Genomic DNA, 21,753 nt, shown 5'->3' with positions numbered 1-21,753 from the left:
CTATGATGACGGAACAATAGGTGTTTAAAATGTCAGAATGTCCGCTTACCACCAATTAAGAATCAGATAGGCCATGTAGATTTTATCGTTGCAGCTCGTAAAGGCCGGATTCGCCGCTGAACTATCCTTTTATAGGTTATAGCAATTTTCATTATAGCCTGCCTGATAAGGTCATGCGTGTTTTTTGGCGATACGTCATTCCCTGCGGTGGAAGCCGAATCCGGGATGGCTTGCGTCCGGGGCGCTTTTACTTGTTCTCGGATTCGGCCATCCTATTGACAGAAGAATGATAGACGCGTATACTCCTGAACGTAATAAATACGATTAAGGCGAGGTACTTCATGAGAATGCAAAGATGGGCGGCCGGCGGTCTGGCGCTGCTCTTATCGGTAGGTTTGCTGAGCGGCTGCGGCGGCAACAAGGACGCTTTGCAGCCGGGCAAGCTGAATGTGGTGACGACGTTCTACCCGATCTATTATCTGGCGAGCGAGATCGGCGGCGAGGAAGCGAACGTGGTCAATTTGATTCCGACCGGCGTCGAGCCTCACGATTGGACGCCGAAGAGCCGCGATTTGAATACCGCTTCCAAAGCGCAATTGTTCCTCTATAACGGCGCGGGATTGGAAGGATGGGTCGACGACTTCCTGCACGGCGCCGGCCAGAAGGTGCAGACGGTCGAAGTGAGCCATGGCATTCCGCTCCTCGACGCGCAAGACGGAGAAGGACAAGAGGTCAACCACGACGGCCATGCGCACGACGATCTTCATGTCGATCCCCATACTTGGGTGAGTCCGAAGTCGATGCTGCTCATGGGCGCGAATGTCAAAGAAGCCTTCGTCAAGTCGGATCCGGCCCATCGGTCGGCGTACGAGCAGCGGTTCGAGGCATTAACGGCCAGGCTCGGGACGTTGGATCGGCAGTTTGCGGACGGACTGGCGAACGTCGGCAAGCGGGATATCGTGGTGTCCCACCAAGCGTTCGGCTATTTATGCCGGGATTACGGGCTGACGCAGACGGCGGTGATGGGCCTGTCCCCGGACGCCGAGCCGCGCGCGCAGGACCTGCTGCGCATCGCCAAGTTCGTCAAGGACAACGGCGTGCGGACCATCTTCTTCGAAGAGCTCGTCTCGGATCGGATCGCGAAGACGCTGGCCGAGGAAGCGAACGTCGGCACGATGGTGCTCAACCCGGTCGAAGGCCTGACGAGCGAAGAGGAGAAGGCCGGTGACGATTACGTGACGCTTATGGAACGCAATTTGCAAAATCTGCAGAAGGCTTTACAATGAAGATTGGCTGAATGAACGGAAAACCGGTACGGATCACGAGCGGAGAGGGGGAGAGACGATGGAGGAACGACAACAATCCGCCCATTACGTCCGGGAGGCGGGCTGCCACCGGGAGATCATCGCGCTCGATCGGGTCTCGTTCGCGTTCGGCACGCAGCAGGTGCTCGACGATGTCAACTTTGCGGTGCAAGAGCGCGACTTCGTGGGACTGATCGGGGCCAACGGAGCGGGCAAGACGACCTTGCTGCGCATGATCGTAGGACTGACTAAGCCGCAGCGCGGCGAGATTCGGCTGTTCGGCACGCCCGCCGCCCGATTCCGCGATTGGCACCTGATCGGCTACGTCCCGCAGCGGAACCACTTCAACCCGCTTTTCCCCGCGACCGTGCGGGAAGTGGTTACGTCGGGGCTTTACGGGCGGCGGAAGCTGCTTCGCAGGCTGACGAAGGCGGATATGGACCGCGCGGCCGACGCGCTCGATACGCTCGACATTCCGGATCTGGCCGACAAGCGGATCGGAGAGCTGTCGGGGGGACAGCAGCAGCGCGTCTTCCTCGCGCGGGCGCTCATCAACAATCCGAAGCTGCTCATCCTCGACGAGCCCACGGTCGGCATCGACATGGAGACGCAGCTTAACTTCTTCCAGTTGATCAAGCACATGCATCAGCATCACGACATCACCTTCCTGATGGTCTCGCACGACCTGGAGATGATCCGGGGCTACCTGGGCGAACGTCCGAAGGCGACGAGCGGCAAGCTGTCGTTCTTCGTTCGCCACTCCCACGACCTGGAAGATTGCGCGGAGACGGACCTGGTGCACACCCTACGGAAAGAAGGCTAAGAGAGTTTGGATATCCTTACGGCGGAATTTTTCCAACGCGCGCTGATCGGAGGCGTTCTGATCGCGGTAACGGCGCCGCTCATGGGGCTGTTCCTCGTGCTGCGGCGGCTGGCGATGATCGGGGACACGCTGGCGCACGTGAGCATCGCAGGCGTCGCGCTCGGCTTCCTGATCAACGTCTATCCGGTCGCCGTCGGCTTGGTTTTCGCGATCGCGGCTTCGTTTGCGATCGAAGGACTGCGGCGCAAGTATCGGAGCTTTGCCGAGCTCTCCATCGCCATCATCATGTCCGGCGGGATCGCGCTGGCTTCGATCTTGTTCACCTTGGGCAAAGGCTTCAACCTGAATGTCAATTCCTATTTGTTCGGCAGCATTTATACGCTGGATTATACCGATCTGACCGTCATCGCATGCGTGACCGTAATCGTGCTGGCGGTCGTTCTTCTGCTGAAAAAGGAGCTGTTCCTGCTGACGTTCGACGAGGACGCGGCAGCCGTCAGCGGGCTGCCGGTCCGATACTTCAATATTTTGATCAGCATCCTGACGGCGCTGGTCATCAGCGCATCGATCAAGATCGTCGGGGCGCTGCTCGTGTCGGCGCTGCTCACGATTCCGGCCGCCTGCGGCTTGGCGCTCGCGAAGAGCTTCCGCCAAGCGGTCGCGCTCGTCGTCGTCATCGGGGAGGCGGCCGTCATCGCCGGCCTATGGATGGCCGGCATGTGGAATCTCGCGCCGGGCGGCACCATCGTCCTGCTGCTGATCGCCGTCCTGCTCGGCTCGCTCATGACGCGCGCGGCGCGCGTCTAGCAGCCGTCCCGTCTTGAACGCTTAACGAAAGAAGGAGGGGTCGCTCTGAGCCAGTTGAATATCGGCATCGCGTTTTTCGCGGGGCTCGCTTCCTTTATCTCTCCCTGCTGCCTGCCGCTTTACCCTTCGTACTTGTCCTACATAACGGGCATCTCGGTCAGCCAGCTGAAGACGGACTCCAGCCGAGAAGTGCGCACGAAGACGATGATGCATACGCTCTTCTTCATCCTGGGCTTCTCCTTCGTCTTTTTCACGCTGAGCTACACGGCTAACGCCTTCGCCATGACCTTCCGGGAATACCAGGATCCGATCCGACAGGTGTCGGCCGTCCTGATCATCCTGATGGGGCTGTTCCTGCTCGGGATCTTCCAGCCGCAGCTGCTGCTCAAAGAACGCAAGCTGAACGTCAGTTGGCGCCCCGCCGGCTACATCGGCTCGTTCATATTCGGCGTCGGCTTCTCGGCGGGATGGTCGCCCTGCGTCGGTCCAATCTTGGGCTCCATCCTGCTCATGGCCGCCAGCGAGCCGGGCACTTGGGCCGCGCTGACCGCCGCCTACTCGCTGGGCTTCGGCGTTCCGTTCTTCGTGCTGGCCTTCTTCATCGGCTCTACCCGGTGGATCCTCAAGTATTCGAATCGTCTCATGAAGATCGGCGGCGCGCTGATGGTGGTGATGGGCGTGCTGCTGTTCACCGACAGGATGACGTACGTCACCATCTGGCTCAATTCGATCACGCCGAACTGGCTGAAGTTCTAGACCCGAGCCGACTTAAAGTTCTGTACGACATAAGGGACTGTCTCAGAAGGCCGATTAGGCCCGGAGGGACAGTCCCTTGGTGCGTTTTCGCTAGCGACGGCTTCGAGGCGTCGAACCTCAGCGTCTTGCGCAAGCCTACGACAAACGTCCGTTTGGCGATCTTGTACCGCTCCGTCTCGCTCTCCCCGAAACAAGCCGGCCCGCCGGGTGATTCTCCCGGGACGAACTTGCCCTCGTCCTTTCCGCGTTGTATGATACTAAGAGCAGTCTAACGGTCGGGGAAAGGGGAATTCGCGGTGCCGACGCCTAGTATGGAAGATTATCTGGAGCGCATCTACCGTCTGATCGACGAGAAGGGCTATGCGCGGGTTTCGGATATCGCGGAAGGTCTGGAAGTACATCCTTCGTCCGTCACGAAGATGATCCAGAAGCTGGACAAGGACAACTATTTGATCTACGAGAAGTATCGCGGTCTTATGCTCACGAATAAAGGGAAGAAGATCGGCAAGCGGCTGGTCGACCGGCACCATCTGCTGGAGTCGTTCCTGCAGACGATCGGGGTGCAGGAGGAGAACATCTACCGCGACGTGGAAGGCATCGAACACCATCTCAGCTGGGATTCGATCACCTGCATCGAGACTTTGGTCGAATACTTCAACCGCGACGCATCGCGCTCCGAAGAGCTGATGCGCATCCGTGCGGAACTGGATACGGAATGAACGGACGCCCGCTTGCGCGGGCGTTTTTCTATGGCCGTATCCGGCGGCGGCGAACGATGCGCCGGGATGTATTAACGCGGCGGCCTGATGCATATGCATGGAGCGATACGATATGCGCGGGGCGGGGGATGCCGATGAAGGTGAACGGGGTATTCGAGGGCGGGGGCGTCAGGGGCATCTCGCTCACGGGCGCGGTTCGCGCGGCGGAGATGGCGGGCGTAACGTTCCACCAAGTCGCGGGGACGTCGGCCGGGAGCATCGTGGCTGCTCTGACCGCCGCGGGCTACACGGCGACGGAGATGAGGGAGATCATCGCGGCCACGCCGTTCGCCTCGTTCCTTCAGCGTGCCCCGCTGTTCAACGTGAAGGTGATCGGCCCGGCGATCCGTCTCTTTCTGCGGAAAGGGCTGTACGCGGGAGACGCGCTTCAGCAGTGGGCGGCCCTGCTGCTAGCGGCCAAGGGGATCCGCACGTTCGGCGACCTGCCGCCCGGCAAGCTCCGCATTATCGCTTCCGACATTACGAACGGCAAGCTGCTGGTTCTGCCCGGGGATATCGCCGATTACGGCATCGACCCGATGCGGCTCGAGGTCGCCCGGGCGATCCGGATGAGCGCGAGCATCCCTTACTTCTTCGATCCCGTCCTGATTCGGCAGCCGCTGCGGCCGCGGCTCGGCAGGCGGCGGATGCCCGAGTTCGCCAAGATCTCCTACGTCGTGGACGGCGGCTTGCTCAGCAACTTTCCGCTCTGGGTATTCAAGGAGGAGGAGGGGGAGGAGGCGCAGTTGCCCGTCCTCGGCTTCCAGATGGTCGGGCGTCCGAACCCCCAAGGGCATCGCATCGGCGGTCCGTTCTCCATGTTCTACGCGATGTTCGAGACGATGCTGAGCGCGCACGACGAACGCTACATCGAGAAGGACAACCGGATTCGGACGATCAAGATCCCGACGCTCGGCGTCCGGACGACGGACTTTCATCTGACGGCGGAGAAGAGCGAGGCGCTCTACCATTCGGGGCTGGAGGCCGGGCACAAGTACTTTGGGCGGATGGACCGCCAGACGTGCACCATCCCGTTGGATCCGCCGGAACCCCCTTCGCCGCGGGGCGGATCGGGTCCGCGCGTCAATCTAAGGCGTTAGCGCGGAACCGCGTCCCGCAGTCGCGACAGCTTCGCCGCCTCCGGGAATAAATCGAAACGCGACGATCGGAGAAGGATCCGGATCTCCGCGAACCCAAAAACGCTCCGCCGCGGGTTCCCGCGGCGGAGCGTTCGTAATGCGGCCGATCAATGGTAAGGAGGCGGATCGTCGTCGCGGTTTTTGTTGCCTTCGATGACCCGGAACGGCGTCGGGCGCCGTTTCGGCTTGTCGGCTTCGGACCGCGCCTGCTGCCGCTTGCGGCTCTGGACGGCGGCGCGCTGGTAGGCGGACCGGGAGGAGCCGCCGCGCATGAAGCGGGACGGAGGGAACTTGTAGAGCAGCCAGACGATCGCGACCAAGCCGACCGGAATCAGCAGGCCGAGCGCTCCTTGTTGGATCTGGCCGAAAATGCCGATGACGATCAGCACGACCAGAACCGCTAGCAATGGACTGACCCTTCTCTGCGTGCCCATGTGGAACGCCTCCTTATGGTAGGGATTAACGCCCGGTATTAGGAGACCCGGAGCTGACGGTCCAGCTCCCGCATCCGGTTGAAGGAAGCGATCGAGACGGCCACCTGGTCGTCGTTCGGTTCCTTCGTCGTCAGGAGCTGCAGCCATAGGCCCGGATAGCCGAGGTAGCGCAGTATGGGAATGTCGCGAAGCGCGTTCGTCCAGCGCAGCACCTCGTAGGAGATTCCGATGACCGCGGGCAGCAACACGATGCGCATCCAGATGCGCTCCCATATGGTGTCCCAAGTGAAGATCGGGAACGAGTAGAGCACGACGCCGACGAGGACCGTGAAAATAATGAAGCTGCTGCCGCAACGGTAGTGCAGGCGGGTGAACTTCTGCACGTTGCCGACGGTCAGTTCGGCTCCCGCCTCGTAAGCGCTGATGACCTTGTGCTCGGCGCCGTGATACTGGAACAACCGCTTCATCAACGGCGTCTTGGAGATGAACCAAAGGTAGAAGAGCAGCAAGCCGATTTTGATGACGCCTTCAAGCAGGTTGTGCAATATTTTATTCGAGAAAGCATGTCCGAAGATCACGCTTTCTAAAAAAGCCGGCACGGAAACGAAAATTAATTTGCCGACGACGAAGGACAGCACGCCGACGACCGCGACGCCGAGGATCATGGAGAGGCTCCATTTCTCCTTTTCTTTCTCCGCCTTTTTCTCCGTTCCTTCGGGCTCCGTCTCGTCCTCCGCGTAAGCCTCGGCGGAGAAGTTCAAATGCTGCGAGCCCTTGGCGGCCGATTCGACGATGCCGACGATGCCGCGAACGAACGGAATCTTCTTCAGGATGGCCAAGAAGCGGTTGGACGACGTCTTCTTCGGCACCTCGTAGAACGCGATCTCTTGATTCTTGCGCCGCACGGCCGTCACGTGCACGTTCCGACCGGCGAACATAACGCCTTCGATAACGGCCTGTCCGCCGTAGACGGCGGTTGATTGTTCTGCCACGCCATTCACCATCTCTCGTCAAACTCTGGAAGCCTAGGCCTCTAGTTACCCCTTATTTTACAGGATAAATGTCCGTTTTGCCACCAGGCGCGAACGTGCGATCGCCGCCGTCCGGTTAATCCTGCGCGCACGCGTTCATACTAGGGGCTATGAAGTCGAGGCGACGATGGAGGACAGCGGCATGGAGAAACAAATTCGCGAAAACCGGGAAGGGGACGCCCGGACCAAGTCGCCGGCCTTATACGCGCTCATCATCGGCGCGGCCGCCGGCGCGATCTGGGGACTGCTGCGCTGGCTGGCCGTCGCGCTGAACTTCACGAAGGTTCCGCAAGCCTTCTTGGCGGACCCGTGGATGAAGCGGGCGGCGCTGAATACGATCTGGTGGCATTTGGCCGGTCTCGGGCTGTTCATCGTCATGTCGGTCATCGCCGCGTATGCCTATTGGCTGCTGCTCGGCAAGCTAAGCGGTCCGTGGCCGGGATTGTGGTTCGGGCTCGTCTGGTGGATCGCGCTGTTCTGGTGGATCGGACCGGTCGCCGGCGCCGTCGCCCCGATCAAGACGATCGGCTGGAACAGTATCTTCGCCGAGCTGTGCCTGTACCTTGCGTGGGGCCTGTTCATCGGATACAGCTTCGCCTTCGAATTCCACGATGAGGCGGCCCGCGAGCCCGCGAAGGAAGGTTCGGGCGGCCAGCCGCAGCCGGCTTCCTGAACCGGGCGGCGGATGTGGCCCGCGCCCCTTTTCCTATGGTACAATGACTGTTGAACATGACGCCTATTGCGGTCCAAGGGCGGCGGCTTTCGCCGCCGGGAATCGCCGGCGTCAGCAGCGGAGGGGATCAGGGAATGCGCAGCATTCTGATATTGAACGGGCCGAACCTGAACATGCTCGGCGTTCGCGAGCCCGGCGTCTATGGCAATTCGACGCTGAAGGAGATCGAAGCGCGGTTGCGGGCGACCGCGGAGCGCCTGCAAGCGGAGCTGCACTTTTTCCAATCGAATCATGAAGGCGCCTTGCTGGACGAGATTCACGCGGCCTACGGACGCCGCGACGGCATCCTCATCAATCCGGGCGCGCTGACGCATACGAGCTACGCGCTGCGCGACGGCATCGCCGCCGTCGGACTGCCGACCGTCGAAGTGCATCTGTCGAACGTCTACAAGCGCGAGGCGTTCCGTCACGAATCGGTGACCGCGCCCGTCTGCATCGGACAGATCGCCGGATTCGGCGCGCACGGGTACGAGCTCGGCCTTGCGGCATTGCTCAAGTACATAAGCGATCAACAAACGAAGCAACATTTATCACATGGGGGTGTGGGACATGCCGAATAACCGCGTTCAGCGTTTGCGGGGACTGCTGCCGGCGCTCGGGGGAGACGCCGTTCTGATCACCAACGAAGTGAACCGCCGCTATCTGACGGGGTTCACCGGTTCCTCGGGCGTCGTGCTGATCTCCGGGAGCGAAGCGGCCTTGCTGACGGACTTCCGCTACCGGGAACAAGCCCCGAAGCAAGCGATCGGCTTCGAAATCGTGGAGCACGCCGCGGACGTCTATGCCACCGTGGCGGAGCTGCTGCAGAAGTGGGGCGTGAAGAGGCTGCTGTTCGAAGATCAGCACGTAACCTTCGCCAGCTACACGTCCATTCGCGAGAAGCTGGCGCCGGTCGAGCTGGTCCCGGCGGGAACGCCAGTCGAGCAGCTGCGGATGGTCAAGGATGAAGGGGAGCTCGCCATCATCCAGCAAGCCGCGGATATCGCGGACCAAGCTTTCACGCACATTCTGTCGCACCTCAAGCCGGGCGTGACGGAGCGGCAGATCGCCCTGGAACTGGAGTTCTTCATGCGGAGCCTGGGCGCTTCGGGCACCTCGTTCGACACGATCGTCGCTTCCGGAGAGCGCTCCGCGATGCCGCACGGCGTCGCGAGCGACCGCGTCATCGGCAGGGACGAATTCGTCACGCTGGACTACGGCGCTTCCTATCAAGGCTACGTATCCGACATTACCCGGACGGTCGTCGTCGGACGCGCCGGCGACAAGCACCGCGAGATCTACGGCATCGTGCTCGAGTCCCAGCTGTACGCGCTGGAGCGCTTGAAGCCGGGCATGACCGGCCGCGAAGGGGATGCCTTGACGAGAGATATCATCACGCGGTATGGTTATGGTGACCATTTCGGCCATGGGACGGGCCACGGCATCGGCATGGAGATCCATGAGGCGCCGCGATTGTCGCGCATGGCATCCGACACGATTTTAACCCCCGGCCACGTCGTTACCGTCGAACCCGGCATCTATCTCCCCGGATTCGGCGGAGTGCGGATCGAGGACGACGTCGTGTTGACGGACGCCGGGATTAAAATACTTACGCATTCCCCGAAGGAACTGATCGTTCTGGATTAGGGGAGCTATGTTTCCACAGGAGGGAATTTGCAGTGATTTCCGTTAACGATTTTAAGACCGGCTTAACCATCGAAGTGGATGGCGACCTCTGCACCGTGCAGGACTTCCAGCACGTCAAACCGGGCAAGGGCGCGGCGTTCGTCCGCTCCAAGCTGAAGAACCTGCGCAACGGCAACGTCATCGAGAAGACGTTTCGCGCAGGCGAGAACGTCGTGCGCGCGCATGTAGAGAACCGCGCGGTTCAATACCTGTACAACTCGGGCTCCGAGTACACGTTCATGGACAACGAGACTTACGACCAGTTCAACCTGGACAAGAAGCAACTCGAATGGGAGATCAACTTCCTCAAAGAGAACATGACCGTGAACATTACGAGCTATCAAGGCGAGATTCTCGGCATTAACCTGCCGAACAACGTGGACCTGAAGGTCGTCGAGACCGAGCCGGGCATCAAGGGCAACACCGCGACCGGCGCCACGAAGAACGCACGCCTCGAGACCGGCCACAACGTGCAAGTGCCGCTCTTCATCAACGAAGGCGACGTGCTGCTGATCGATACCCGGGAAGGCAAGTACATCTCCCGGGCCTAATCGCATCGGCTCGATCGGCATCCTTGCCTCCCGTACGCAACGGGGGCAAGGATTTTTTTTCATTCCTGGGCCTATGTACTTATGCTATAATATAATGCTGTATGCAGAGTTTCTTTTGTGAGGAGTGAAACCGCGTTGTCGTTAATCGTGATGAAATTCGGCGGCAGTTCCGTCGGCACCACGGAACGGATGCAGCGCGTGGCGCAGCGGATCGTGAAGAAGAAGCTGCAAGGCCACCGCGTCGTCGTGGTCGTGTCCGCCATGGGGGATACCACGGACGATCTGATCGACAAGTCCTTGGAGCTGAACGATCAGCCGCCCGCCAGAGAGATGGATATGCTGCTCACGACGGGCGAGCAGATCTCCGTGGCGCTGCTGTCGATGACTATTCATAAGCTGGGCCACGCCGCCAAGTCGTTCACCGGCTGGCAGGCCGGCATCGTAACGGAAGCTTTGCACGCCAAGGCACGGATATCGGACATTACGCCTACCCGCCTGTTCGCGGCGCTGGACGACGGCAATGTCGCCATCGTGGCCGGCTTCCAAGGCATGACGGACGAGGGCGAGATCACGACGCTCGGCCGCGGCGGCTCCGATACGACGGCCGTCGCGCTTGCGGCCGCGCTTCAGGCGGACGTCTGCGAGATCTATACCGACGTCGACGGGATCTATTCGACCGATCCCCGCGTCGTGAAGTGCGCGCGCAAGCTGGACGTCATCTCGTACGACGAGATGCTGGAGCTCGCGCACCTGGGGGCGGCGGTGCTGCATCCGCGCGCCGTGGAGTACGCGAAGCACAACAAGGTGAACCTCGTGGTACGCTCGAGCTTCACGCAAAACGAAGGAACGCTCGTGAGGGAGGAAGCGGCAATGGAACAGGGAGTGGTCGTAAGCGGCATCGCTTTCGATAAGAACGTGGCCCGCATCAGCATTTTGGGCGTGGAGGACGAACCCGGCGTGCTGGCGAAGATCTTCGGAGCGCTGGCGAACGAGGGCATCGACGTCGACATTATCGTGCAGAGCGGCGTCGCGAACGGCAAAGCCGACTTCTCGTTCACCGTCTCGCTGGCGGACCGGGGCCGCGCGCTCGACGTGATCGAGAACGTGCGAATCCAAGTGCCTTACAACGAATCGACGTACGAAGAGGGCCTCGTGAAGGTCTCGATCGTCGGCGCGGGCATGGTCTCGAACCCTGGCGTCGCCGCCAAGATGTTCGACGTCATCTCCAAAGCCGGCGTCAGCATCAAGATGGTCAGCACGTCCGAGATCAAGTGCTCCTGCGTCATCGCGGCCGAGCCGCTGCAGGATGTCGTGCGCGCGCTGCACACGGCTTACGGACTCGATACGGCCGACTCCGTCTTCGTCGGGGGTCCGCAGGATCGCCGCTAATCCGCCATACCGCAATTTTCCAACCGCCTCACAGGCCTAACGGTCCGTGCGGCGGTTTTTATTGCTTCTTCGGGACGCGGCGACAGATGCAGCAGCCCGGACTTCGCTACTTGCCAAGGAACAAATGAATGGCCTTCAGAATCACGACCGTGATGCCGGCCGCCATGAGCGGCCCGACCGGGACGCCGCGCAGAAAGACGATGCCCGCGATCGACCCGATGACGAGCCCCACGATCATCTGCGGGTCGGCCTTCAGCAGGTCGAGCCCTTTGCCGTTCAAGTATGCCGCGATGGTGCCTCCGATGAGCGCCACCCAACCGATCCAACTGGAGAACATGTTCGTCACGTCCTTGACCTGCACGCGCCCCGAAGCGAACGGCACGAGCACGGCCAAGGTGAGGAAGAGCAAGCCGAGCTCCAGTCCCCGCCGCTCGATCGAAGGCAAGAAACGCTGCAGGTGCACGAGCTTCACGATCAGCAGCACGCAAGCGGCTGTCGTAATGATCGGGGAGCGTCCCACGAGCCCGATCACGATCAACGCGACCAGCACCCAATCTCCGTTCATCGCGCCGTACATCGTCCGTCACTTCCCCCTCGCCCGCGAATAACCATCCGCGTTGTACATGCCATTACAATATGAGAACAGGCCACCCGGTTAGAACGGGGCCTGTCTCTTCCGAGCTTTGAATGGACCTTCGCGTCGGCCTCGGCGCGACGCTGCCGCAAGCCGTCGGCGCCGCTCGCCCTGACGCGCGGCCGGCCCGAGAGATCCGCGGATCCCTCGGGCCGGCCGGCGTTCGCCCGCGCCGCGGCGCGGGCGAACAGATGCGGTCGTCAAATCTCGTAATGGGCGATCATGCGATGCAGCGCGAACGTATCCGACCGCAAGCCCCGGCGCAGCGTCTCCAGCGAGAACGCATCCTGCGGCGAGACATTGCCCAGATTGACGTCCGGTCCCAGCGTCCGCAGCAGCAGCGCTTGCTGCTCTTTTTGCGGCGCTTCCCACATCAGCCGATCCGCGTCAGGGAACCGGCGCACGATCTGCTGCAACTCCTCTTCCCGGCATTTCCCGTCCTCGTCGAACAGGCCGACGCCGACGCCCGATTCCCGCGCCTCGATCGTGACCGCTTCGGCCCCGCATTGCAGATCGCGCTCCGCCGTCAGGCAGAGATCGTCTAGCGAGATCCGGGAGCCGGTCAGCTTCTTGCCGTATTCGGTGAAGACGCGGAACCCGTACTCCCCCGCTTCCCGGACCAGCGCGTCGCGCGTCTGGCGATCCAGGTCGATCGTGCCGTCCGATACTTCGATCGCGTCGAAGCCCAGCTCCAGCGCCGAGCGGAAGAAGGCGTCGGTCACATCCAGCCGCACGGCCGCTTCGAGCAGCGTGCCTCCCGGAAATGCGCCGATGCCGTGCGCCTTGGCCGAAGCGATCTTGGCCTTCAGCATCGGAATCGGATAGAGCGGCGAGGTGCCGAACCCGAACTTGATCAAGTCGATATAAGGCCCCGACGTCGACAGCAGGTCTTGAAAGGCGTTCGGCCCCAAGCCTTTGTCCATGATCATCGTGCGGCCCGTTTCCCGCGGTTTGGGTCGGCGGCTATCGCTCGGATCGGACAAGAGCGGATGCCACTTCGTTTCGGTTTGGATGTCCATGAATCAGCGCTCCTTGTGAAAGGTAATGGCAATATATGCAGCGAGTTCTAGGCCGGTGCCCGACCGCCGGAAGTCTCGCAGACTGCAAAAACCGGCAAGTTGTCCGCCTAAGTCGCATAGAATAGCGTGCGGACAACCGTGACGGATATGAAGGAGGGAAGAGGCGTGGACAAAACCGTCTTCAGCATGGCGCTGCTGCGGCTGCTGTCCGGCAGCATCGAGCTGACCGCGGCGCTCGTCATGCTGAAGTTCAACGACGTGGCCAAGGCGCTGACCGTCAATTCGATGCTCGCGCTGGTCGGACCGATGGTCCTCATCGCGACGACGACGATCGGCCTCGTCGGACTGTCGGACAAGCTGTCGCCGGCGAAGTTCGTATGGGTAGCCGTCGGCGTGTCGTGCCTGCTCATCGGGATTCTCAAAAAATAACGAATCTATCAAAAAGATCGGTTGAAAAGCGGGCGGGCAGGCATAAACAAGGCGTCCAAGCATACATATGAAACAGCTAAGAAAGGACAACTTCCCGGGAAAGGGGGCTTCCCGATGCCGCTTCAGCTGTTCGCGATGTTTCCAGCCGACTTGCGTACCGCGATCGAGCATTTGCCCGCGTCTCTGCTAGAGACGCTGGAGGAGATTCGGATCCGGGAGGAACGACCGCTCGAGATCGGGTACGGCGGCCGCTTCGCCTTCGTCCGGCCGGACGGGACAACCACGGACGACCCCCGCGCGGCTTACCGGCCGGGCCGGGAGACGTGCCGGACGCTACTGGAGAGAGTGACCAACCATTCGTTATATGCCGTAGAAGAAGAGCTTCGCCGGGGATTCGTAACGGTCGCCGGCGGCCACCGCATCGGACTGGCCGGCCGCACCGTCCTGGAGGGCGGCGCCGTCCGCCACCTGCGGGACATCGCCAGCTTCAACGTCCGGATCGCGAGAGCGAGAACCGGATGCGCGGCCGAACTGCTCCCGCATCTGCTCGATCCGCAAGCCCGCACGGTCCGCCACGCGCTGATCGTCTCGGCGCCGCAGCAGGGCAAGACGACGATGCTCCGCGATCTCGCCCGCGCGATCAGCGCCGGACAGTGGTATCATCCGGCCGCGTCGGGCTGGGGCGGGCGCAAGGTCGGCATCGTCGACGAGCGCTCCGAGATCGCGGCTTGCGAACGCGGGGTGCCGACGTTCGATCTCGGCCCCCGCAGCGACGTGCTCGACGCTTGTCCGAAGGCGGAAGGACTCATGATGCTCGTCCGATCGATGTCGCCCGAGGTCGTCGTCGTCGACGAGATCGGCCGGCCGGAGGACGCCTACGCCCTGACGGAAGCGCTCCATGCCGGGGTGCGCGTCCTGGCGACGGCGCACGCGGTCGACTTGGCCGACGTGTTCGCGAGGCCGGTGCTGGCCCAACTGGCGCAAGAAGGCATGTTCAGCGCCTATGTCCTGCTCTCGCGGTCGCAAGGACGCGTCATGCACCGGATCGTATCCGCGGAGGAGGCGGCGGACTTGCGGACCAGGCAGGCCGGGCGGCGGACTTGGGCCGCGCCGCGGGATGCGCCGGACGCGGCTCCGACGCCGCAAGCGCGATCGCCGAACGCCGCGGAAGCGGACGGCCCGGTCGAAGCCGCCGGCGCGCGCCTGTCGATCAAGCCGCGGCCGCTGCCGGTTATCCGGTCGCCGTCGACGCCGGCGAAGGAGGGGACCTAAGCGTGCTTAAGCTGATCGGCGCGGCGCTGGTGCTGTTCGCGGGGACGATGATCGGATTCGTGCAGGCGGCGCGATTCGCGGAGCGGCCGAGGCAGATCCGGCATCTCCTGCACGCCCTGCAGCGGATGGAGACGGAGATCGGCTACGGACAGACGCCGCTGCCCGAAGCGCTCGCGCGAATCGCGCAGGTGCTGCCGCCGCCGCTCTCGGGCTTGTTCGCGGAGACGGCCGCTTCGTTGCAGTCCGCATCGGGCGGGACGGTGCGCGACAGCTGGGAGAAGGCGTTCCGCTCCGGGTGGTCCGCCACGGCGATGAGGCCGGCTGAACGCGACGCGATGCTCCGCCTCGGCGGGACGCTGGGCGGGAGCGGGCGGGAAGACCAGCTGAAGCATCTGCGGCTCGCCATGCACCAGCTGCAGGCGGAGGAAGCGGCAGCCCGCGAAGATCAGCAGCGGTACGAGAAGCTGTGCCGAAGCCTAGGGGTGCTCGCGGCCGCCCTGGTCGTCATCCTCATGATGTAGTAGGGGGCCCGTATTCATGAACATCGACGTCAGCACCATATTCCAAATCGCAGGCATCGGCATCATCGTCGCCATGATCCACACTGTGCTGAAGCAGATGGGCAAAGAAGACATGGCGCACTGGGTCACGGTCATCGGGTTCGTCGTCGTGCTGTTCATGGTGGTGCGCTTGCTCAACGATTTGTTTCAAGAGATCAAGACGATTTTCTTGTTCCAGTAAGCGGGTGAGAAGGTGGACATTCTTCAGATCGTCGGGATCGGGCTGCTCACGACCATCCTCATCCTCGTCATCCGCGAGCAGAAGCCGATGTTCGCCTTCTTGCTCGCCGCCTTCTTCGGCGTCGCCGTATTCCTGGCGCTGATCGGCAAGATCGAAGGCGTCGTTACGGTGCTGGAGGAGTTGGCGGACCGGTCCGGCATCCAGACGGTATATCTCAAGACGATGCTCAAGATTATCGGGATCGCCTATATCGCCGAATTCGGCGCCCAGATCGTGCGGGACGCGGGGATGGAGAGCGTGGCGTCCAAGATTGAATTCGCCGGGAAAATGTTGATCCTTGTCATGGCGGTGCCGATCATCAGCGTCATCATCGAGACGGTGCTGGGCCTGCTTCCGGCGTGACGAAGGCCGGACAGGAGGGGGAACGGATGAGACGCCAGCTGTTGACGGCGCGAAGATCGGGCTGGCTGCCGTTCCTGCTGCTGCTGTCGGCCATGCTGCTGTCGCTGCTGCCTACGCCCGCTTTTGCGGGCGCGGCGGGCGGCTCGCGGGGCGCGCCTTCGGCCGGCAGCGAGGTCGAGCCTTATCGGGCGCCGGATGCGCCAGTTTCCGCCGCGCCGTCGGCGGGCGGAGCCGGTCAGATGGCCGGCGAGCTCGCGGAGGAGCAGGCGGGCGACATCGACCTGCGGCAGATCGAACAGTTCTGGGACCGCCTTAAAGGGCAGTACGGCGGCTATTTCCCGGACGGGCAAGTACCCGAGCTGAAGGAGCTCATGTTCCCCCAAGGCAAGTCCTGGGACGTGAAGCAAGCGCTCGGAGGCCTCGCCCGGTTCTTCCTGCACGAGGTGCTGTATAGCGGCAAGCTGCTCGTCACGATCGTCCTGCTGGCCGTCTTCGCGATGATTCTGGAGACGATGCAGAGCGCGTTCGAACGCAATACGGTCAGCCGGGTCGCTTACGCGGTGGCATATATGGTGCTGCTGATCATCGCGGTCAACAGTTTCCGGACGGCGACGACCTATGCGGCCGACGCGATCGGCAACATGGTGCAGTTCATGCTCTCGATGATTCCGCTCCTGCTCACGCTGCTCGCGAGCACCGGAGGGTTGACGACGGTAGCCGTGCTTCATCCGCTGATCGTCTTCATGATTCATACGATCGGGACGCTCATTCACCTGGTCGTGTTCCCGCTCTTGTTCTTCTCGGCCGTGCTGCATCTGACCAGCACCATCTCGGACCGCTTCAAGGTCACGCAGCTCGCGAACTTGCTGCGCAGCATCTCGGTAGGCTTGCTGGGCACGATGCTCACGCTGTTCCTCGGCGTCCTCTCCGTCCAAGGCGCGACGGGCGCGGTCACCGACGGCATCGCGCTGCGGACGGCGAAGTTCGTCACCGGCAACTTCGTGCCGGTCGTCGGACGGATGTTCTCCGATGCGGCCGATACGGTGCTGACGGCCAGCATGCTCGTCAAGAACGCGGTCGGCATCGCCGGCGTCGTCATTCTGCTCTTCCTCTGCGCGTTCCCGGCGATCAAGATCCTGACGCTGGCGCTGATCTACAACGTCTCCGCGGCGGTCCTGCAGCCGCTCGGCGACACCCCGATCGTGCAGTGCCTGCAGACGATCGGCAAGACGCTCATCTATGTGTTCGCGGCGCTCGCTTCGGTCGGGCTGATGTTTTTCCTGGCGGTCACGATCATCCTGACCGCGGGGAACGCGTCGATCCTGATGCGCTAGCGGCGTCCGGCGGGAGGGAATCGAGATGATGAATGCGCTGGCCGGCTGGCTGAAGCAGATCGTGGCGGTCGTCCTGCTCGCTTCGCTCATCGATCTGCTCCTCCCGAACCGGACGATGCAGCGGTACGTGCGCCTGGTCGCCGGATTGTTCATTCTGCTGACGGTCGCGACGCCGATGCTTCAATGGATCAAAGGCGACTTCGGCACGAAGCTGGCGGCGGGCATCGACGCGGCGGAGCGGCAGCCCGATCAAGCCGCGGGCCAGCTGGCTCAGATCGAGGCCGAGGCGGGCCGGCTGCGGATCTCGCAGGAGAATCAGGCGGCCCGAATCGCAGCGGTGCGCCTGGAGGGGCAGATTCGGGACGCGGTCGAGCAGGAGGCGGGCGCGGCGGTCGACAAAGTATCGGTCGAGCTCTCGCGCCTGGCCGACGGCGGGGCGCAATTGACGGGCGTGACCATTCAGCTTCGCGCCGGCTCGGAGGCGGCGGATGCGGGCAAGAGAAGCGGCGGCGCCATCGGCGATGTCGCGCCCGTCGCGCCGGTCACGGTGGAGGTGCCTGACATCTCGGTCCAGCCGTCCGCGTCGCCGAAGGATGCGGACCCGGCCGCTTCGGCGTCGCCCGCGCCGGCGGAGGCCGACCGGGCGGAGCAGAATCGCATAGCGGCGGTCGTCGCGAGCCGGTTCGGCGTATCGACGAACGCGATCCGGGTCATCACGCCCGCGCCGGGCGATCCGTACTAACGACGGGAGGGGGTGTGCCATGGCCAAATGGCTGCAGCAATTGGAGACGTTCATCGGAGGCGGTCCGGGAGGGCCGAAGCGGGTCAAGGCGTTTCGCTGGCTGGTGCTCATCGGATTGATCGGCGCCGTGCTCCTCCTCGTCGCTTCGTACGTGAACGTAAAGACCGTGCCGCCTTCGGGAAACGAGATTAATCCGCCGCACGACACCGACGTGCCGCAAGCGCAGCAGGAGACGTTCCTCGGCACGGGCGACGGCAAGGACGATCCGTTCGCCGAGATCGAGACGCAGTTGGACAGCCGGCTCAAGGAGATGCTCGAGAATATCGTGGGAGTGGGCACGACGGACGTCATGGTGACCGTCGAATCAACGGAAGAGACCGTCGTCCAGCTCAACGAGAAGAAGACGCAGCAAATTACCGACGAGACGGACAAGAACGGCGCCAGACGCCATATTACCGACGTGACCCAAGACGGCCAAGTCGTCCTCTACGAAGTGTCCGGCGGCAAGTCTCCCATCGTCGTCAAGAAGGTGAAACCCCGCATCAGAGGGGTGCTCATCGTGGCGAAGGGCGCGGAGAACGCGACCGTACACCGCATGATCGCCGAAGCGATAGCAAGCGGTCTGGACGTTCCGATCCACCGGATCTCCGTCGTGCCGCGCAAGCTATAGATCGTATCATTCCAAACGAATCAATTAGGAGGTCAAGTAGCTATGAACAACAAACGGCAAACGATCTGGCTCGTATCGATGCTTTCCCTGATGGTGATTCTCTCCGCGTATTATCTGTTCACCGAGGATGCGCCTGCCGGCAAGCCGGTCGGCCAAGCGCAGCAGCAGGAGACGCAGGGACCGGACGCCGCCAAGGCATCCGGCTCGCTGAACGAAGGCGGCGTCCAAGTGACGGAAGTCGACGGCACGAACCCGCTGGACGATCCGCAAGCGAGCGGCGACGGCAAGGACGCGGCGGCGTCTCCGGACGCTTCGGCCGCGCCGGGAACGGGCAAAGACGCCGCGGCGTCCCCCGATACGGGCAAGGACGCTTCGGCATCTCCGGATGTCGGCAAAGGCGCCTCCGCTTCGCCGGACAAAGGAAAGGAAGCAGCGGCTTCTCCGGAAGCGGGCAAAGACGGCGCCGCGACGCCGGAAGACAAAGAAGTGCTCAAGGGCATGACGAACCTGACGGGCCGCGAGTACTTCGACAACGCCCAGCTGCAGCGGGAGATCAAGGTCTCCAAGCGGCTGGAAGAGCTGAACGCGGTACTCGCCGCCACGTCGAAGGCCACGCCCGAAGAAGCTGCCGCGGCCGCGGAGGAGCAAAGCCGCATCGATATGGTCGAACAGCGCATCACGAGCCTCGAAGAGAAGCTGGTTACCGACTACGGCAACGCGGTCGTGGAAGAGGACGACAGCCACTACAAGGTCGTCGTTCAAGCCGCCAAGCTCGAAGCCAAGCAAGCCGTGAAGATCGTTTCCCTCGCGACCAAGGAGCTGGCCGTCACGCCGGACCGCATTTCGGTCCAATACATTCAATAAAGATCGACCGCGTTCTGTAGGCGCGGAGCGGGAAAGAGCCGGGCGCTGACCGGCTCTTTCCATTTTGATCGATTATGTTATAATAAGTCCGTTATGGGTACGAACAAGCTTCGTTCGCGATTCAGCAAGCCGACGATTCGCCGTTCCTTCATCTGAATCGTCTCCGCTCGCGACGCGGACCGGCCGAAGCCGATGCCGCCCTACGCGCGAGACGGATATAACCGAAAGCCAAGGAGTGTCCGACGAATGTTTAAATTGAGCGAAATCAAAGAACTGATCAAATTGGTGGATCAAACTTCCGTACAGGAACTGGAGATCGAGAACGAGGGAACCCGCCTCGCGATCCGCAAGCCCGGCCGCACCGAAGTCGTGAACGTGCAGACCGCTCCGATCGCGCATACATACGTCCCTGCCGCCCAAGCCCCGATCGCCGCGCCCGCCGCAGCGGAGACCGCTCCCGCAGCGGGTCCGGACCGTTCCGGCCTGCATCCGATCGCATCGCCGATGGTCGGCACGTTCTACCGCGCGCCTTCCCCGGACGCGCCGTCCTTCGTGAACGCGGGCGACAAAGTCCACGAGAAGACGGTCGTTTGCATTCTGGAAGCGATGAAGCTGATGAACCCTCTGGAAGCGGAAGTGAAGGGCGAGATCGTCGAGATTCTGGTCGAGAACGGCCAACTCGTCGAGTACGGCCAGCCGCTGTTCCTCGTCAAACCGGAATAACCGCCGATGCTCCCGGACCGTGGCCAGCTGCGCGACGGGAGCCGGGGACAACTAAGGGGGACCTTTGCCTTGAACATTCATAAAATCCTGGTCGCCAACCGCGGCGAGATCGCCGTCCGCATCATTCGCGCCTGCCGCGAGCTCGGGATCTCGACCGTGGCGGTGTATTCCGAAGCCGATCGCGAGTCGCTGCACGTGCGCTTGGCGGACGAAGCTTACTGCATCGGGCCGACTGCTTCAAAGGATAGCTACTTGAACTTAACGAATATCATGAGCGTCGCGACGCTAACCGAATGCGACGCCATTCACCCCGGATACGGGTTTCTCTCGGAAAACGCCGATTTCGCGGACATCTGCGAAACGTGTCATATTACGTTCATCGGACCTTCTTCGGACGCGATCAGCCGGATGGGCGACAAGTCGGTCGCGAAGCAGACGATGAAGGAAGCCGACGTCCCGGTCATACCGGGCTCCGACGGCTTGGTCGACGATATCGACGAAGCGGTCCGAGTCGCGCGCCAGATCGGATATCCGGTCATCATCAAGGCGACCGCCGGGGGCGGAGGCCGGGGCATCCGGCTGGCCGACGACGAAGAGATGCTCGTGCGCGAGATCACGACCGCCCAGCAAGAAGCGGAGAAGGCGTTCGGCAACGCCGGCGTCTACCTGGAGAAATTCCTGACGGGCATGAAGCACGTCGAGATCCAGATCATCGCGGACAAGCACGGCAACGTCTGCCACCTCGGCGAACGCGACTGCTCCGTGCAGCGTCGCCGCCAGAAGCTGGTCGAGGAAGCGCCTTGCCCGGTCATGACGCCGGCGCTTCGCGAACGGATGGGCCAAGCCGCGGTTCGCGCGGCCAAGGCCGTGAACTACTCCGGCGCGGGCACGATCGAATTCTTGCTCGGACCGGACGGCCAGTTCTACTTCATGGAGATGAACACCCGAATCCAAGTCGAGCATCCGGTGACCGAGATGATCACCGGCATCGACCTGATCAAAGAGATGATCTCCGTCGCCGAGGGGGCGCCGCTCTCCTTCACGCAGGAGCAGGTCCGCTTCGACGGATGGGCGATCGAATGCCGCATCAACGCCGAGGATCCGGACCGCAACTTCATGCCGTCTCCCGGCCGCATCGGCTTCTATCTGCCTCCGGGCGGACCGGGCGTGCGCGTGGATAGCGCCGCCTACCCGCAGTATTTGATCTCTCCGCACTACGATTCGATGATCGCCAAGCTGATCGTCTGGGGACCGACCCGCGAGGAAGCGATCGCCCGCGCGCGCCGCGCGCTGGGCGAGTTCCTCATCGAAGGCGTCAAGACGACGATTCCGTTCCATCTGAAGCTGCTGGATCATCCGATCTTCAACAAGGGGACGTTCGACATCAAGTTCCTGGAGGAACACGATGTCAACGATCCCTATGCGGGCGAGGCGGAGCTGTAGAAGGAATTATGGATCGTTGAAGGACCGCCGTGCGTATGGCCCAAATCCATGCGCTAGGTTTGTCATAATTCCCGCGCTTTGATATAGTAA

The 21,753-nt window shown here is 62.3% G+C and carries 26 protein-coding genes and 1 pseudogene; 22 read left to right on the top strand and 5 right to left on the bottom strand.

The window, feature by feature from the left end:
* The first annotated feature begins 341 nt into the window (after nucleotides 1-341).
* Genes H7C19_RS31840 through H7C19_RS31825 form a run of 4 tightly spaced genes read left to right on the top strand, consistent with a single transcriptional unit; the run spans nucleotide 342 to nucleotide 3,690 of the window.
* Nucleotides 342-1,286, top strand: a complete 945-nt coding sequence (locus tag H7C19_RS31840) for a metal ABC transporter solute-binding protein, Zn/Mn family (RefSeq protein WP_185673115.1) — start codon at nucleotides 342-344, stop codon at nucleotides 1,284-1,286.
* A gap of 58 nt (nucleotides 1,287-1,344) precedes the next feature.
* On the top strand, nucleotides 1,345-2,127 hold the full coding sequence (locus H7C19_RS31835; protein WP_185673114.1) for a metal ABC transporter ATP-binding protein: 783 nt from the start codon (nucleotides 1,345-1,347) through the stop codon (nucleotides 2,125-2,127).
* 6 nt (nucleotides 2,128-2,133) lie between these two features.
* Complete coding sequence (locus tag H7C19_RS31830) at nucleotides 2,134-2,934, top strand: metal ABC transporter permease (RefSeq protein WP_185673113.1); 801 nt, start codon at nucleotides 2,134-2,136, stop codon at nucleotides 2,932-2,934.
* 45 nt (nucleotides 2,935-2,979) lie between these two features.
* Nucleotides 2,980-3,690 (top strand): cytochrome c biogenesis CcdA family protein, encoded by a 711-nt coding sequence (locus H7C19_RS31825; RefSeq protein WP_185673119.1) that lies wholly within the window; start codon nucleotides 2,980-2,982, stop codon nucleotides 3,688-3,690.
* Nucleotides 3,691-3,784: 94 nt separating this feature from the next.
* Here H7C19_RS31825 and H7C19_RS35830 read toward each other — a convergent pair.
* Nucleotides 3,785-3,877: pseudogene (locus tag H7C19_RS35830) on the bottom strand (spore photoproduct lyase family protein); the annotation flags it as partial.
* A gap of 109 nt (nucleotides 3,878-3,986) precedes the next feature.
* Here H7C19_RS35830 and mntR point away from each other — a divergent pair.
* Nucleotides 3,987-4,409, top strand: a complete 423-nt coding sequence (gene mntR, locus H7C19_RS31820) for a transcriptional regulator MntR (protein WP_185673112.1) — start codon at nucleotides 3,987-3,989, stop codon at nucleotides 4,407-4,409.
* Between the two features lie 134 nt (nucleotides 4,410-4,543).
* On the top strand, nucleotides 4,544-5,548 hold the full coding sequence (locus H7C19_RS31815; protein ID WP_185673111.1) for a patatin-like phospholipase family protein: 1,005 nt from the start codon (nucleotides 4,544-4,546) through the stop codon (nucleotides 5,546-5,548).
* Nucleotides 5,549-5,694: 146 nt separating this feature from the next.
* Here the strand turns inward: H7C19_RS31815 and H7C19_RS31810 are convergent, their stop codons facing one another.
* Together H7C19_RS31810 and H7C19_RS31805 are read right to left on the bottom strand one after the other, a co-directional pair.
* Nucleotides 5,695-6,021, bottom strand: a complete 327-nt coding sequence (locus H7C19_RS31810; RefSeq protein WP_185673110.1) for a hypothetical protein — start codon at nucleotides 6,019-6,021, stop codon at nucleotides 5,695-5,697.
* 38 nt (nucleotides 6,022-6,059) lie between these two features.
* Entirely contained in the window at nucleotides 6,060-7,013 is a 954-nt protein-coding gene (locus H7C19_RS31805) for a DUF1385 domain-containing protein (RefSeq protein ID WP_185673109.1), read from the bottom strand.
* Between the two features lie 181 nt (nucleotides 7,014-7,194).
* Between H7C19_RS31805 and H7C19_RS31800 the strand changes: the two genes are divergently transcribed.
* From H7C19_RS31800 to H7C19_RS31780, 5 genes are all read left to right on the top strand, one after another.
* The gene (locus H7C19_RS31800; RefSeq protein WP_185673108.1) at nucleotides 7,195-7,725 is read left to right on the top strand and encodes a YqhR family membrane protein; all 531 of its coding nucleotides are present in this window, start codon (nucleotides 7,195-7,197) and stop codon (nucleotides 7,723-7,725) included.
* A 134-nt stretch (nucleotides 7,726-7,859) separates the two neighbouring features.
* Nucleotides 7,860-8,345 (top strand): type II 3-dehydroquinate dehydratase, encoded by a 486-nt coding sequence (aroQ, locus tag H7C19_RS31795; RefSeq protein ID WP_185673107.1) that lies wholly within the window; start codon nucleotides 7,860-7,862, stop codon nucleotides 8,343-8,345.
* Nucleotides 8,335-9,411 (top strand): M24 family metallopeptidase, encoded by a 1,077-nt coding sequence (locus H7C19_RS31790; RefSeq protein ID WP_185673106.1) that lies wholly within the window; start codon nucleotides 8,335-8,337, stop codon nucleotides 9,409-9,411. Before aroQ ends, H7C19_RS31790 begins: the two co-directional genes overlap by 11 nt.
* A 32-nt stretch (nucleotides 9,412-9,443) precedes the next feature.
* Entirely contained in the window at nucleotides 9,444-10,001 is a 558-nt protein-coding gene (gene efp / locus H7C19_RS31785) for an elongation factor P (protein WP_185673105.1), read from the top strand.
* A 135-nt stretch (nucleotides 10,002-10,136) separates the two neighbouring features.
* Complete coding sequence (locus H7C19_RS31780; protein WP_185673104.1) at nucleotides 10,137-11,390, top strand: aspartate kinase; 1,254 nt, start codon at nucleotides 10,137-10,139, stop codon at nucleotides 11,388-11,390.
* A 106-nt stretch (nucleotides 11,391-11,496) separates the two neighbouring features.
* Here the strand turns inward: H7C19_RS31780 and H7C19_RS31775 are convergent, their stop codons facing one another.
* Together H7C19_RS31775 and comA are read right to left on the bottom strand one after the other, a co-directional pair.
* Nucleotides 11,497-11,955, bottom strand: coding sequence for a DUF441 domain-containing protein (locus H7C19_RS31775; RefSeq protein WP_185673118.1), 459 nt, complete (start codon nucleotides 11,953-11,955; stop codon nucleotides 11,497-11,499).
* Between the two features lie 269 nt (nucleotides 11,956-12,224).
* Nucleotides 12,225-13,043, bottom strand: a complete 819-nt coding sequence (comA, locus tag H7C19_RS31770; protein ID WP_185673103.1) for a phosphosulfolactate synthase — start codon at nucleotides 13,041-13,043, stop codon at nucleotides 12,225-12,227.
* Between the two features lie 165 nt (nucleotides 13,044-13,208).
* Between comA and H7C19_RS31765 the strand changes: the two genes are divergently transcribed.
* The 11 genes from H7C19_RS31765 (at nucleotide 13,209) to accC (ending at nucleotide 21,663) form a co-directional block, all read left to right on the top strand.
* Complete coding sequence (locus H7C19_RS31765) at nucleotides 13,209-13,472, top strand: YqhV family protein (RefSeq protein WP_376775468.1); 264 nt, start codon at nucleotides 13,209-13,211, stop codon at nucleotides 13,470-13,472.
* Nucleotides 13,473-13,586: 114 nt separating this feature from the next.
* Complete coding sequence (gene spoIIIAA, locus H7C19_RS31760; protein WP_185673101.1) at nucleotides 13,587-14,744, top strand: stage III sporulation protein AA; 1,158 nt, start codon at nucleotides 13,587-13,589, stop codon at nucleotides 14,742-14,744.
* A 2-nt stretch (nucleotides 14,745-14,746) separates the two neighbouring features.
* A complete protein-coding gene (gene spoIIIAB / locus H7C19_RS31755) occupies nucleotides 14,747-15,265 on the top strand; it encodes a stage III sporulation protein SpoIIIAB (RefSeq protein WP_185673100.1) in 519 nt (172 codons plus the stop codon).
* Nucleotides 15,266-15,281: 16 nt separating this feature from the next.
* Entirely contained in the window at nucleotides 15,282-15,485 is a 204-nt protein-coding gene (gene spoIIIAC / locus H7C19_RS31750) for a stage III sporulation protein AC (RefSeq protein ID WP_019007235.1), read from the top strand.
* A gap of 12 nt (nucleotides 15,486-15,497) precedes the next feature.
* Entirely contained in the window at nucleotides 15,498-15,887 is a 390-nt protein-coding gene (gene spoIIIAD, locus H7C19_RS31745; protein ID WP_185673099.1) for a stage III sporulation protein AD, read from the top strand.
* A 26-nt stretch (nucleotides 15,888-15,913) separates the two neighbouring features.
* On the top strand, nucleotides 15,914-17,221 hold the full coding sequence (gene spoIIIAE / locus H7C19_RS31740) for a stage III sporulation protein AE (protein ID WP_185673098.1): 1,308 nt from the start codon (nucleotides 15,914-15,916) through the stop codon (nucleotides 17,219-17,221).
* 25 nt (nucleotides 17,222-17,246) lie between these two features.
* On the top strand, nucleotides 17,247-17,963 hold the full coding sequence (locus H7C19_RS31735) for a stage III sporulation protein AF (protein ID WP_185673097.1): 717 nt from the start codon (nucleotides 17,247-17,249) through the stop codon (nucleotides 17,961-17,963).
* Nucleotides 17,964-17,982: 19 nt separating this feature from the next.
* Nucleotides 17,983-18,633 carry a stage III sporulation protein AG gene (gene spoIIIAG / locus H7C19_RS31730; RefSeq protein WP_185673096.1) on the top strand — a complete coding sequence of 217 codons (651 nt, stop codon included), beginning with the start codon at nucleotides 17,983-17,985 and terminating at the stop codon, nucleotides 18,631-18,633.
* 42 nt (nucleotides 18,634-18,675) lie between these two features.
* The gene (locus H7C19_RS31725) at nucleotides 18,676-19,497 is read left to right on the top strand and encodes a SpoIIIAH-like family protein (protein ID WP_185673095.1); all 822 of its coding nucleotides are present in this window, start codon (nucleotides 18,676-18,678) and stop codon (nucleotides 19,495-19,497) included.
* A 246-nt stretch (nucleotides 19,498-19,743) separates the two neighbouring features.
* Nucleotides 19,744-20,220: an acetyl-CoA carboxylase biotin carboxyl carrier protein gene (accB, locus tag H7C19_RS31720; RefSeq protein ID WP_185673094.1), complete on the top strand. Its 477-nt coding sequence runs from the start codon at nucleotides 19,744-19,746 to the stop codon at nucleotides 20,218-20,220.
* A gap of 69 nt (nucleotides 20,221-20,289) precedes the next feature.
* Nucleotides 20,290-21,663 (top strand): acetyl-CoA carboxylase biotin carboxylase subunit, encoded by a 1,374-nt coding sequence (gene accC / locus H7C19_RS31715; RefSeq protein ID WP_185673093.1) that lies wholly within the window; start codon nucleotides 20,290-20,292, stop codon nucleotides 21,661-21,663.
* Nucleotides 21,664-21,753 lie beyond the last annotated feature (90 nt).

It is taken from the genome of Cohnella nanjingensis (assembly GCF_014212125.1).
Taxonomy (GTDB): Bacteria; Bacillota; Bacilli; order Paenibacillales; family Paenibacillaceae; genus Cohnella; species Cohnella nanjingensis.
This window is presented reverse-complemented; position numbering and strand designations above follow the sequence as displayed.